The 13,134-nt window shown below is 42.8% G+C and carries 9 protein-coding genes and 1 tRNA gene; 4 read left to right on the plus strand and 6 right to left on the minus strand.

Translation table 11 applies throughout. The features are described 5' to 3' along the window. Positions 1-121 precede the first annotated feature (121 nt). On the plus strand, positions 122-664 hold the full coding sequence (locus J8M00_RS17160; protein ID WP_211011753.1) for a DUF6942 family protein: 543 nt from the start codon (positions 122-124) through the stop codon (positions 662-664). Here J8M00_RS17160 and J8M00_RS17165 read toward each other — a convergent pair. The 4 genes from J8M00_RS17165 to J8M00_RS17180 are packed head-to-tail and all read right to left on the minus strand — an operon-like array spanning position 656 to position 6,510. Then, complete coding sequence (locus J8M00_RS17165; protein WP_211011754.1) at positions 656-1,336, minus strand: class I SAM-dependent methyltransferase; 681 nt, start codon at positions 1,334-1,336, stop codon at positions 656-658. The two genes, J8M00_RS17160 and J8M00_RS17165, sit on opposite strands and share 9 nt — an antisense overlap. Before the next feature lie 11 nt (positions 1,337-1,347). Beyond that, positions 1,348-5,001: an AAA family ATPase gene (locus tag J8M00_RS17170; protein WP_211011755.1), complete on the minus strand. Its 3,654-nt coding sequence runs from the start codon at positions 4,999-5,001 to the stop codon at positions 1,348-1,350. Next, positions 4,998-6,218, minus strand: coding sequence for an exonuclease SbcCD subunit D (locus tag J8M00_RS17175; protein WP_211011756.1), 1,221 nt, complete (start codon positions 6,216-6,218; stop codon positions 4,998-5,000). The genes J8M00_RS17170 and J8M00_RS17175 overlap by 4 nt, the downstream gene beginning before the upstream one ends. Positions 6,219-6,273: 55 nt before the next feature. Continuing rightward, complete coding sequence (locus J8M00_RS17180) at positions 6,274-6,510, minus strand: hypothetical protein (protein ID WP_023400100.1); 237 nt, start codon at positions 6,508-6,510, stop codon at positions 6,274-6,276. Between the two features lie 503 nt (positions 6,511-7,013). Here J8M00_RS17180 and J8M00_RS17185 point away from each other — a divergent pair. Next, entirely contained in the window at positions 7,014-7,532 is a 519-nt protein-coding gene (locus J8M00_RS17185) for a DUF6702 family protein (protein WP_211011757.1), read from the plus strand. A gap of 276 nt (positions 7,533-7,808) precedes the next feature. Here the strand turns inward: J8M00_RS17185 and J8M00_RS17190 are convergent, their stop codons facing one another. Together J8M00_RS17190 and rtcR are read right to left on the minus strand one after the other, a co-directional pair. Further along, positions 7,809-9,248, minus strand: coding sequence for a metallophosphoesterase (locus J8M00_RS17190; protein WP_211011758.1), 1,440 nt, complete (start codon positions 9,246-9,248; stop codon positions 7,809-7,811). Between the two features lie 98 nt (positions 9,249-9,346). Continuing rightward, positions 9,347-10,948 (minus strand): RNA repair transcriptional activator RtcR, encoded by a 1,602-nt coding sequence (gene rtcR / locus J8M00_RS17195; RefSeq protein ID WP_211011759.1) that lies wholly within the window; start codon positions 10,946-10,948, stop codon positions 9,347-9,349. A gap of 298 nt (positions 10,949-11,246) precedes the next feature. Between rtcR and J8M00_RS17200 the strand changes: the two genes are divergently transcribed. Further along, positions 11,247-11,320, plus strand: a tRNA-Leu gene (locus tag J8M00_RS17200). Positions 11,321-11,527: 207 nt separating this feature from the next. After that, a complete protein-coding gene (locus tag J8M00_RS17205; protein ID WP_211011760.1) occupies positions 11,528-13,132 on the plus strand; it encodes a slipin family protein in 1,605 nt (534 codons plus the stop codon). The last annotated feature ends 2 nt before the right edge of the window (positions 13,133-13,134 follow it).

Consider the following 13,134-nt stretch of genomic DNA (forward strand, 5'->3'; position numbering starts at 1 on the left):
GCTATCCTCCTAAATTGTTGAGTGGGCTGATACAATCCCTACCTTGGTCAATACGGCCATTTAGCGCCGGGCGATCTGCTGGCTGGTAAAATTTTAAGTCTTTGAAATAACGTTACAGTCCATGAAAATACTAACTCACGGTTTTGGGGCAGCAAAAGGGGTTTTGGCCGTCTATGTTGAACGCCGTCCAAACCTAGAAAAATACATAAATCTACAGGATGTCATTCCACTACAGCAGGGGGAGATAGACTATATCAATCAAGAATGCGGTAATGGTTGGCGCAAGCTATTCAATGTTTACGGCAAGTTTATTGCCCAGTTGCAGCATCCAGATCATCATTTTACTAACCAGAGCAAAGGTACTGGAACATGGCAACATTATCGTGACAATGCCTTGTTACAAAGCCATAGCCAAGAGGCATTACTGTTTTCTCCCCCAAATTTAGAGCGAAACAGCTATCAATGGCATATTATCGCAGGCCGAACTTACGCCAAGCGGTTATTAAGAGATCACGATTTTACCCACTCAATGGTATGGATAGACGAAGAGTTTGCGATTGACCGCATAAATAAAGTTATCGTATGTCCGTATTTTGACTATCGTCAGCTTAGCAACATAAAAATCACCAAGCTGGTTGAGCTTATTCAAGACCATTCAAGCTGAACAATCACGCTTATTAAGGATGAAAGCGCTAAAGCCTAGCGCTTTAAAGTACGATATAGGCGAATCAAAACCGGCATATTTAGCAAGCTCGTCCAGGCGCGCTGTATCTATTGGATAAAACTCATTTATAAAATTGCTGCGCATAGTAGTAACACCTACTTCAGATAACCCCAAGTGCTTTTGGCAGTAATTTAGCTGTGCTTCTCGCTCGAATGAGGTCTCCGGCAACGTAAGATCGGCCAAAAAAAGTGCTCCGGCAGTGCCCAAGTTTGCACATATTTGCTCGAACAAATTCATTTTACTACCGTCGTCTTTAACAAAGTGCATAACCAATAAACACAGAGCCACATCCGCTTGGTACTGGCCTTGCAACAAAGGGCCATGATGGATGGTGACTCTGTCGCTCAGTCCTAAGTTGGTAAAATGCTGATCTGCGATGGCCAACATATCGGCCGAAACATCTTGTACAATAAAATGCCAAGTGGGATTGTATTGAGCCAGCTCAATTACTTCTTTACCTGTGCCCGCGCCCACAATCAAGATAGTTGCATTTTGCTCAAGCATTACGCCCAGCTGTGCCGCAGTCGTGTGATGCAGTAATTCATACCCAGGCACCAGCTTTCCAATTCGTTGATCATAACTCAGTGCTTCATCACCGGTAAATGTCGGCATCTCTTTCCCCTTTAACTTTCCTTAGTGCTGACGGTTGAATATCCGCCCGATTGTTTTTTAATTCGAATTTGCGTAGCAACACGCTCCGTCATTTGTGCAACATGGGATATCACGCCAACTTTTCGCCCTTGAGATTGCAACGCATCTAATGCATCCAAAGCGACACTCAGAGTTTCCGGATCAAGTGTGCCAAACCCTTCATCGATAAACAAAGAGTTAATTTGCACTTGATTGGAGGACAGCGAAGCCAGACCCAACGCTAAGGCCAAAGACACCAAAAATGATTCCCCCCCTGACAATGTGTTCACACTGCGTTGCTCATCAGCCATATCTCTGTCAATAATCGCTATTTCAAGTGATTGTCCAATCACAGTGAGGCGATAGCGACGTGATAGGCTAGTTAAATGGTGATTTGCATAATGTAAGAGTATTTTCAGGGTTTGGGTTTGCGCTAAGTTACGCATTGTCTTACCAGTCGCGTCACCGAGCAAGCGATTGAGTAAATGCCAGTGCTCATAATCAGTTTGCATTTGATTCAAGGTGCTTTGCTGCGCCTGTAATTTATCTATGTTGTCTTGGTGTGTTTGTAAAGCCACAGAAACAGTCACAATATGCGCTTGCAACTCAGTTTGCTGACCATTTAATTTCTCTACGGCAGCGGTCAAATCAACCTCTGTTAGACTCGGTTGTGCTTGCTCTGCATGCTCACTCAAGTTTTGTCTTACGTGATCTAACTGGGAACGAGTGCCATTTCGTTGCTGTTCTAATTGTTGTGATTGGGTTAGTAACGCTTGCCATTGTAATGACTGCCACCCAAGCAATTCATCAACCAATGCAATATCCAATATTGGATATTGGTTTTGTGTCTCTTTGAGCCACTCATCAAAGCGGGCCTGATTTTTTTCAAGTTCGACTTGATACTCTTCGCACTGCTGCTGTAAATGCTTTATTCGCAGTGCCTGCTCATCATGTCGCTTGTTCATAGCACTTAGCATGTCTTTTTGTGCCTGAACTTGTTGTTGTGCCTGTGTCATACCATCTTGCAGTTGCTGACGCCACTGATCCGAAGTCACTTCAAGGACCAATAATTGACTTCTACTACTTCGCGCCGCTTCAGCCTGTTGTTGGTGTTTAGTGATCTCGGTATTTAAGCCCTGCAACTGAGTTGTAACCTTGTCCAGCAACGTTTGCGTTGTGGTCAGTTGTGGCGCGCATTGCTCTATTGATTTAACAATTTTCGCAGCCTTATCTTGCAGTTCAATAAACGCTGTGACTTGTTCAGACAAAACCTTGATTGCTTCAACAGGCCCCTCTTTGAACTGAGCCAACCAATCAGTATGGTCATATACCTGCGTAACACGTTTGGCTAGTTGCGAACTCAAATCAATCAGTTCGGCCTCTCGCTGCTTCAATGCCGAGTACGATTGCTCAAACGCCTGAAGTTGTTGTTGATGTTGCGTTAAGGTTTCGCGCTGCGTTTGCAATTGCTGTGAACTGCTTTGCAACACTTGCCATTTTTGTTGCTGGACTTTGCTTAGTTCGCTATATAAAGACAGGTTTTTGTCTATATCCTGCAATTGCTCTGCATGGCTATTAAAATCTCTAAGCGACTCGGGAAGTTCGCTTAACAAAGTTTGATTAATCTGCTGCTTTTTGACCAATTGTGCCTTTTGTTGCAGCGCAGCTTGAAGCTGACCATTAACTTGTTCTAGCTGAGAAACAACATCATGGTAACGTGCCTGTGTTTGCTGCCTAGCTTGCTCTGCAGCTTGAAACTGTCCTTCAAAGTCACGGATCAATTGTTGCCAGTGACTATCAATATGATCTACCCGGTAGGGATGCTCTGTGGCACCACAGACCATACACTCTTTTCCGTGCTCAAGCTGACTGCGCAGCGCACTGATATTATCACTGGCACGTAACTTAACCTGATGTAAGTTTTCTTGAGTTAACATCAGCTGTTGCCGTGTTAGTTCATCTTGGTGCTCAGCATCTTTGCGCTGCGTATCCGCACTGTGTTGTTGATGACGCAATCCATCAATTTGAGCCTGTAATTGCAGCGAATCATTATTGAGCTCTGTCTGCTGTGCAAATGCTTGCTGAGCCTTAATCAGTTGAGATTTGTGGAATTGTAACTTTTCATAATCCAACTCATTCAGACGGTGTTGCAACTGATTGACTTCGGCCTGCATTCCCTCAACTTGATTTTCTAACTCAGCACATTGAGGTTGAGATTGCATAACCGCTTGGTTTGCATCTTGGCACTTAGCTTCAAGTGTGCACTTCTCATTCGCTATCGCTTTTAAGTCATCATGAGCACGAAGCGTTTGCTGCAATACTTCGCGAGTTTCAGGCCAAGATGAAGCCAATGTGCCCATTTTTGGAGACTGAGAAATCAAACTCTCTACTAAGGCTTGCTCATGCTCAAGTGCGGTCAATTGTGTTCGCAGCCCGTTTAATTCATTTACATATTGATGTTCTAGCGTAGCTTGCTGAGTAACTTGCGTGCGAAACTGTGCCGCGAGTTTAATATGTTCATTATAGGTTTGATCATATTCAGCCACCTTAGCGATATCTGGCTGGTGCTTCTGCCACAGCGCTTGTGCCTGCGAAAGCTTCTCTGTACACGCGTCAAGTAGGTCATTCTGCGCATTAATTTCACTTTGAATATCAACTGCTGTCAAAGAGACGATGTCGTCCTGCATACGTTGTATGCTCGTTGTCAACTGCACAGCTTGTGCCCGGTTATCTGAAACCTGCTGAGATAACTCCGCCAAATGCGCCCGCTTGAACGATTCACTGTGCTCAGAAATCACAGCCTCTTGTTCAAGCAGTGTTTTATTGAGTGCATCTAATTGCTGCTCTAGTTTTGCCTTGGTTACATACCAAGCTAGTTGCTGTTCAAGGCTTTTTGTCTCTTGGTGTAACTGACCTTGCTTTTCTTTGAACTCACTTAACTGAAGCTGCTTTTGTTGAAGCTCATCATCACTGAGTAATTCAATATCACCTAACTTTTGTTTAAACAAAGATAGTGCTTCAGACTTTTGTTTGTGAAACTCAAAAATCGTTTTCCCCACGCGACTAAACTGCTCAGTCGCGGTGAGACACTCTAATAACTGTGCTCGCTCATCGGCATTGGCCTTTAAAAATGCAGCAAAATCATGCTGCGCCAACAACACCGCGCGCGTAAACTGCTCAAAGCTCAAGCCGATTAATTGCAGCAACTTTTGCTTGGCCACAGATTTTTGTGCAAGTACTTGTTCGCCCGTTGCATCTAATAAAAGCAATTCTGCTTCTTTTATACGGCCATCGACTTTATTGCGTGCCCGAGCAACTTGCCAACGAGCTGTATATTGCTCTGCATCTTGACCGATAAAACCCACTTGAGCAAACCCCGACACAGTTCCTCGGCGTAATAAGTGTCTTGGATCGCTGAGTTTTATTTCGTCCCCATTAAATGACACTTTATTTTTGGAGTCAGACTTTAAGCGCGCTGTTTTACCGTAAAATGCCAAGCAAATGGCATCCAATAAGGTGCTTTTCCCTGCTCCGGTCTCTCCGGTAATGGCAAATAGCCCTGTGTCTTTAAGGGGTGGCGCTGTAAAGTCAATAGAAGCTTCAGGCAGTGAAGCAAGGTTTTTTACCTGTATTGTCAGTATTTTCATGATCCCTCTTGCTCATTGATTGCCACTAACACCGTTTCTAGACATTTTTTTAACTCAACTGGGAGCGATGATTTCCCATCGATCTGCTCTTTATAAGCCAGCTCTAATAAGGTCAAAGGCGCAAGTTCATTCACCTTACTTAAATCTTCAAACAGTAAATCCGCTTCACCTTCCACTGCATTTGAAACACGTTCAATACCACAAAAGTGTACTCGTTTATCAGCAAGAGCCTGCTCAATCTTGAAACGGAACTGGCTGTCCGTTTCATTCGCATTTAAACGCAGTCGCAAATACGGTTTTGGTATTTCACCGTCTTGCGGTAACTCCAAGTTCTGGAGTGCATCGCACAATTCATCTAGCGTTGCCCCTCCTTTTTCAGGTAATAAGATCACTTCTTTGTGCCTTGGCACAAACCGAGAAGTAATACTGCTGATTTGTTTGCCGCTAAACTCAATCAATACGACTTGATGTTTATAGTTTCGCTCGGCAAAGGACATCGGGAATGGGGTACCGCTGTAGCGAATTGTCTCATCATTTGCGACTTTTTGAGCTTTGTGCAAGTGCCCCAATGCAACATAATCAGGTGTGTCGCCAAATACATCCGCATGAATTGAATCAAATCCACCTATGGTAATGTTGCGCTCAGAATCAGAGGAAATATCGCCGCCTTTGGCATGTAGGTGTCCCATTGCTATCACAGGTAGTGTTACATCTTTAAGCTGTTTGTAGGCAGAATCATAGGCGTGTTTTACAGCACGTGCATACCCATTGTCTTCACTGTCAGCCTGTGCCATGTCAGCACTGCGTAGAAATGGCATAGCAACTATATTGACTAGGCCATGGCGTGTTTCAATTAACTTCACAACATTCTGTGGTTGATTTTTGTCAAATCGACCAACCACATAGGTGTCAAATTGCTGTAACAAAGGTTTGGCAGTCTCAATACGGTTAGCGGAGTCGTGATTGCCGGCAATGATCACAATATGCAGATGAGGTAAGCTCAACTTGGCCTGTTTGATAAACGCATACAACTGCTGCTCGGCAGATGCTGGGGGAGTTGCTGTATGATAAATATCACCACTGACTATCAATAGATCAGCGTCGACTTGCACTAGCTCTTGAACAAGCCAGTCTAAAAAAGCCTGATGTTCTTCATATCTATTATGTTCGAAAAATTGTTGGCCGAGGTGCCAGTCTGATGTGTGTACAACCTTCATACAGCGTTCCTTTCCTATTTAGGAACGCTAATATAACATTGCTTGGGGCTAATTATTAATAGCTCAATCGCCACCAAGCAAAAATTAATAGTGGCAACGCCAATAATAGTAACATTGGTGCTCTGTAAAGCTTACTTTGTTTTGCTTCCAATCGTTTTATGGCTGCTCGCTCGTTGCACGCAGCCACCTTGTCTACATAACAATAGCCGTTTTCAATATACGCTTTACAATTTTGTTCGTCAGCAGGTATCGCTACTAACTTCTCTTGTTTTTTTAGTATGTAAAAGTCCATACCGCTCACCACATTTTTTCTATAAACGGGTATTAATCAATGAGCAAAACTAACGCCAGTTTTACCCAAAATAAGGAAGAGCGCGATTTTAATGATAAATAATGCCAAATATCAACAGTAAATCTGGGGTTTTTAAATTTTTTTTCAAAATAGAGACAATAAATATGAAAAATGAGCACTTGGCATACAATAAAAATTGTCATTTTCTCATCACTCTCGACTACTCATCTAGCCTAATAGAAAGAGCTGAACAATTTCTGAACCTAAAGCTCACTCATACAATTTATTACATTTGATCCTAAATATGATGAAGATTATGTGGTTAACCCAACACAAAGCAAAAACGTGATATTATCTCAACAAACCAAAGAGGTCAAAAAGTCGACAAACCACTTGCTAGAATCGACAAAAAATCACAATAATCCTCTTCAACAATTGCAAAATAAAGTAGACTATACGTAAGTGAGTAAACACTATCACTTTAAAGTTAAGGAGTGAGATTTATGAGAACTTGGCTTTTTGCCGGGCTCAGCTTGATTTGGGCTCTGCCAAGTCAAGCACACAAGTTAAAAGTTTCCCTAGCAACGGCAAAAGTATTGCCTGACAGTGGGTACATAAAAATTGAGTATCGATTTCATTTACATGATTTAGAGCATGCTGTTGTTCATTTGTTTAATGACACAAGGAGCATCCATCAGGACAAAAAAATACAACAGCAATTCATTGACTATGTGTACACTCAAACGTCGCTTAGGCGACTAAGCGGACAAGCACTGGCCTTGTCCAAGCCCACATACGAAATAGATAACAAATACTTATGGGTGTATCAAGATGCACAATACACTAAAAGTATTCCATTGAAAGGCTTACAAATGCGCCACGGCGTATTAAGAGACATTTGGCCTCAGCAAATTAACCTAGTTAACTTTAGAGGTATGGGGGCCGTAAAGACGATGTACTTTGATAAAAACGATAATTGGTTAACCGTGCAATTTGAAGGTAAAAAAGATAACAAGAAGTAAAACTGATTCAACGCTATAAATTATGCTGCGTACTCAGATGCCTAAGAACACATCAACTTAAATTTCAGTGCCAATCAATACAAAGCGTTTTTTCGCTTAATATTAGAACGTTCTTAATCAATCACGATTTATCAATAATATGCCTCAATTCAAGGTATTCAGCAGGGGCCGCCCACTCGTCAAAAGGGATAGTGATGTGGCTGTTTGGCTCGAACAATTGTTCATACACAAAATACCACATCAAACATTTACCTTATGCGCTCAATTGCAGCTCACTCACTGACATACTTGCTCATCACGCGCAGCAAATTGAGAATCGCAGCGCAAGAACGCTTCGCCTTGTTGGTCAAAAAATCGTCCATACCAACCAGAGTAGCGGTCCAGTTCAAGCTCTAAAAAACCAAATTTGGCCTGCTCATTTCCGTTGGCTTCAAGCCCATCAATGACAGCTTCAAAGCTTGTATAAGGCAATTCCTCACTCAGGCTCACACCACTATTTCCAACCACAATTTGCGGTGGTCGCCTATATTGTTTGTCAAAACTCAAAGATTGATAGATATGCATATGACCAGATAAAGCGAGCGTAACCTGCTCTGGTAAACGCCCCAAAGGCGTATCTGCTAACGCTCGCTGCAACATAATATTCAACGTATTGTCAGTTGCGACATTGTTGACGCCCCAAAGCGGCCTATGCGTCACTGTCCAAATAGGTTTATTGGGATATTTGCTGGCAAATTTTTGCAGTGATTCATATTGGCTTTGATACTGAGCTGTAAGCGCATTTGAAAACCTGTCGTCACAAGCGTTGGCCGAGTCTTGAACCCAAATATTGTGCTTATCAAGCTTGAGCATATAGGGATCTATCATGGTTATCGCAGAAACCGCTGAACTTAAAGGTTGAGCAAAGTCCCCCTGTGCGGGGCAAGCGCTTTGTACAATACCTTCTTTTAATTCTGAACCTGGACCGAAAAAGTAAAACCAGCCTAGACCCGCGCGACTGCAAAGCTCATGGTTTCCTCTAGCGAACACCCATGGCGCTTTGGTCAAAATAGCCTCAGCAGCACTAAAAAAGTCTGCACGCCAAGCGCGCCAAGTATCCGGTTTCGGACTCCCCTGTGCATTTTGGCTATAGTAGGTTTCTTCTAAACCGCAGGTTTTCCCGCCATATCCACCATCGCCAGCATCGTAGGCATAGACACCTTTACTGATACTGCCACTGGTACCTCGATAATTGTAATCCCCCATATGCAAAATAAGATCAACGTCACGTTTTGCACCTTCTGTTATCAAGGTTTTAAACGGCTCTGCGGGTCCATTTCCATTGCACACATGTGCTTTACACCCTGAATCTCCATACACTTGAATATACTTGGGGTTCAAAGTTATTGCGTCAAACTTTAGCTCTGTGCCACCCACCATATATGCAATGCCTGCCTTCGCGGTTGCTTCACATACAGTGACAGGAAAGTTATCACCTGGATGCAAACCTCGAATGCGCATTTGACTTCGCTCACCACTTTCACTTTCCAATACTGGACAAACCTGATGCTTGGTGTGAATACCCGGTATGATGGCCCGAATATAAATCAAGGTGTCGCCTTGACTACTCGGCGCAAGCATTGAGTACGCCGTGATCACTTCCGCTTTTTTAAGGGGCTTTGGGCTACTACAGCTGGCCAGTATCAACAGCCCACATAATATACTTACGACTCGCATGTTCGTTTTCCTTCTAATTTGCGTCACTAATTCCTTGTTTAGTGTAGTAAAAGTTCTGTAAATGGGTATTACAGATGTTTACCTACACAGGCTATGTGCTACTTTGCTGCTGCAATATCTCGCCACTTAATACCAAACTTTGCCAAGTACTTTTGCAATCGACTGGAATCATTCGCCGTGGATTTTTGAGTCCTGCTCACATCAAATAACACGCGCCCTGCAGCTGCCATACTCGGGCTTTGCAAACAAACGGTGACTACATATTCTAACTGCTGACGGTCAAACGCATCTAAACTGGCAATTTGCCCATCGCTCAAAATATGAATTAAGCAAGATCCGTGCAGAGTAGCGTTGGTCGATTGCCAATCTCTTTGTAATCGACTTATTTCATCGTCTACATCATCTTTACTGATCCTTGAACCGTCAGCGAGTGTGGCAAGACGGATCATCGATGATCCTAGATCTCTAAAATTGCCTTGCCATGTTGCACGTTCACTGTGGGCAAAGTTTAAATACGCCATACGTGCTTCTTTGTTAAATCTGACTCGACGCCCTTGCTCTTGGCTATATTTGTCCAGCTCAAAGTCAATATTGGCATCAATATCTTCACGACGGTCTTTCAATGCTGGTAGCTGGTATGTCCATAAATTTATCCGTGCCAATAAATCTTCTCGAAACGTGCCGCGCTCTACATTTGCTTTTAAATCCCGGTTTGTGCCCGCTATTAATTGAAATTGACTGCTCACTTCTCTATCGCTACCAACAGGGTGAAATTGCTTATTTTCTATTGCCCGTAATAGCATTGCTTGCTCTTCAAGCCCTAGCTCACCGACCTCGTCAAGAAAGAGTAGGCCATTGTCTGCTGCCATTAAAAAACCGTCTCGTGCTTGCTGTGCGCCAGTAAATGCGCCTTTGGTATGCCCAAATAAAGCAGCCATGGCATTCTCTCCCTTAAGCGTTGCACAATTCACCACGACCAAATCACCCCGCAAAGTATTGCGCTGCTTTTTTAGTTGGTAAATTCTTGCTGCCAGTTGGCTTTTCCCAGCACCTGTGGGGCCGGTTAATAAGATAGGCGCACTAGAGCGAATAGCCACTTTTTCAATTTGCGTAATGAGGCGATTAAAAGCAGGGTTTTTTGTCTCTATTCCCCCTTTGAGAAAGCTTTCACCCTGCTGATGCTCAATATCAAAACGCTGAGCTAATTGATCATACTTAGACAAGTCCAAATCAATTGTATGAACCTGGCCAACTGATTTATTTTCATTATTAGGATCTGGGGACGTTTGTACTAATCGTCCGGGAAATTGACGGCTTTCAGTTAATAAATAGCTACAAATTTGCGCAACATGCGTACCGGTAGTAATGTGAAACAAATACTCTCGACTATCTAGGTCAAAGTCGATGGTCTGGCAAAAGTCATAGAGCTTGGCATATACCTCCCCAAAATCCCAAGGATCTTCAAAGTTAGTTTCAACCAGTTGTACCGATGTTTCTGGTGATACGGTCTCAATATCAACAGCAATATTGTTGGCAAGTCGAAAACTCCGTTCACCATGTAATAGGTACAGCTTATTGATAATGAGGTCTTCTTGACTGACTAACGAAATATTAGGCCGCCAGCGTTGCCACCTATCCACTCGCTTACCGACGAAATCTAACTGGGTCCCAAGCAGACTTACCGCTACTACTCCCTTCAAATCACATATCCAAATAGATAAATTAATACCTAAATAGAAACATTAAAACAAAATAAGCACAAGCCTTATTCCAGTTAAAAACTTAATTAAAACAAATTTAAACATTAAAAATCATAAACTTAAAAAAATACCACCGTATTTTTCATATGCTTGGCACACCATTTGATATATCTAGTCTGTAGCTTGATAGCGTGTTTCTAAATAACACCACGGTGCGACTTACTCTGTAAGCACGTATTCCGATATTAACTACTCAAAATGGAAAACACTTAGGTGCGGGGTTCGACTCCCCATTTTTGATAGATAGCTCAATGGTAGAGCCGCGAACATAGTTTTCGTTTGTTGCGGGTTCGAGTCCCGCTCTAATCACCATAAATAAAATACAAATCATCTTTGATTGATACAAATTTACTGGGCTGTAAAGCTCAAAACTTTGCACGTAGCCGCCGCTAACACTCAGGCAAAACTCGCAAGGTAACTCCCGTCGTTGGCAAGCTGGATGCTCCCCAAAGACGCAGTTATCAAGCCAATTAGGTCATAGCTAGCAGGCCGCTACCATGCAGTATAAGGATTAAAAATATGAAATTTATAAAACAACAAATTGTCGCTGAGACGAAACGCGTACTGGTATATAGGAATAAACATTTTGACCGTGTACTTACACCCGGAAAGCACCGTTTTTGGGACTTTAAAAACGAACTAGAGTTTGTAACTTTCAATATCGACACACTTTACTTTACAGCACCTGATGCTGTACGTATGTACCACACATACCCAGCACTACAATCACATATAAGCCACTTTAAACTCACAGAACAAGAAGTTGGCCTACTGTATTTAAATGACACGCTAAAAGGGGTCGTAGCACCGGGCGAAGATCTATATTTTTGGAAAGATGCAGGGGATATCCGGTTAGAGAAAATTGATCTCACAACTCAATTTTACGTCGCAGACAGTACATTAAAACTCATTGAAAAAGCGGGACTAAACCTCGCCTCTAAACTTATTAAAAGCGCTAAAACCAGCGCCTGTAAGCCTATTTACGAGATGACGGTAAAACGCGACCATGTTGGCTTTTTGTTTGCCGATAATCAACTTGTTAAAGAGCTGCCACCAGGTCGCTATGGTGTATGGCAATTTAATCGCGACTATGAATTTAAAAGCTTTGACTGTCGCACAATAACAGCGCGTGACGGTGCAGATATATATGACAAAAATAAAACAATTAAGAGTATGTCACATCAAGTTATTGGAGCGCAGGAAGTAGGGCTGCTGTATGTAAATCAGGTTTTAAAAGGCATCGTCCCTCCCGGCGAACACCTGTACTTATGGAAAGACGCTGGAGATATCCATTTGGAGAGAGTGGATATCAGCGAAAATATATATGTCAATGCAGCCACAATGGCAAACGTAAATAGATTGGGTCTCAATTGCGCAGCAAAACTCTTTAAGAGCGAGACGGCTGTGAGCTGTAACCCTATTGTCGATGTATCAATTGAGAGTGAGCATATCGGGTTGCTCTATGTCGACAATGTGCTAGTTAGAAAGCTGCCGCCTGGTCACTATGGTATGTGGCAGTTTAATCGAGACATTGAACTAAAAGTATTCGACTGTCGTGCCCAAATGCTTGAGGTATCTGGTCAAGAAATCTTAAGCAAAGACAGGGTGAGTCTACGTATAAATCTAACTGCGAGTATACAAGTCACTGATGCAGTTATCGCCTCACAAAGCACTGAGGACGTTATGTCGTTCGCCTACAACATATTGCAGTTGGCACTGAGAGAAGCTGTAGGAACGCAAAACCTAGATGACTTGTTACTCGACAAACTATACATAAACGAAACCCTAAGAGACATTGTTGGAACTCAATTGCAAGCCGTAGGCGTCAAGCTAGTTAATGTTGGCATGAAGGACATCATCTTACCCGGTGAGATGAAATCGATATTAAACCAGGTTGTAGAAGCACAAAAAGCGGCCGAAGCCAATGTTATTAAACGGCGCGAAGAAACAGCAGCGACCCGAAGTTTACACAACACAGCAAAAGTGATGGAGAACAACCCAACATTAATGCGTCTAAAAGAGCTCGAAGCACTTGAAAAGATCGCTGACAAAATAGATAGCCTAACTGTCTATGGCGGGCTGGAAGGGCTGATGAATAACGCCGTGAAACTAAGTCACCAATAAGG

Origin of the sequence: Pseudoalteromonas luteoviolacea (genome assembly GCF_018100925.1) — a bacterium.
Taxonomy (GTDB): Bacteria; Pseudomonadota; Gammaproteobacteria; order Enterobacterales; family Alteromonadaceae; genus Pseudoalteromonas; species Pseudoalteromonas obscura.

Bases quoted from the DNA above. Each gene is read 5' to 3' on its own strand.
- J8M00_RS17160 (WP_211011753.1), top strand. From the start codon at position 122: ATGAAAATACTAACTCACGGTTTTGGGGCAGCAAAAGGGGTTTTGGCC.
- J8M00_RS17180 (WP_023400100.1), bottom strand. From the start codon at position 6,510: ATGGACTTTTACATACTAAAAAAACAAGAGAAGTTAGTAGCGATACCT.
- J8M00_RS17205 (WP_211011760.1), top strand. From the start codon at position 11,528: ATGAAATTTATAAAACAACAAATTGTCGCTGAGACGAAACGCGTACTG.
- J8M00_RS17170 (WP_211011755.1), bottom strand. From the start codon at position 5,001: ATGAAAATACTGACAATACAGGTAAAAAACCTTGCTTCACTGCCTGAA.
- J8M00_RS17165 (WP_211011754.1), bottom strand. From the start codon at position 1,336: ATGCCGACATTTACCGGTGATGAAGCACTGAGTTATGATCAACGAATT.
- J8M00_RS17185 (WP_211011757.1), top strand. From the start codon at position 7,014: ATGAGAACTTGGCTTTTTGCCGGGCTCAGCTTGATTTGGGCTCTGCCA.
- J8M00_RS17175 (WP_211011756.1), bottom strand. From the start codon at position 6,218: ATGAAGGTTGTACACACATCAGACTGGCACCTCGGCCAACAATTTTTC.
- J8M00_RS17190 (WP_211011758.1), bottom strand. From the start codon at position 9,248: ATGCGAGTCGTAAGTATATTATGTGGGCTGTTGATACTGGCCAGCTGT.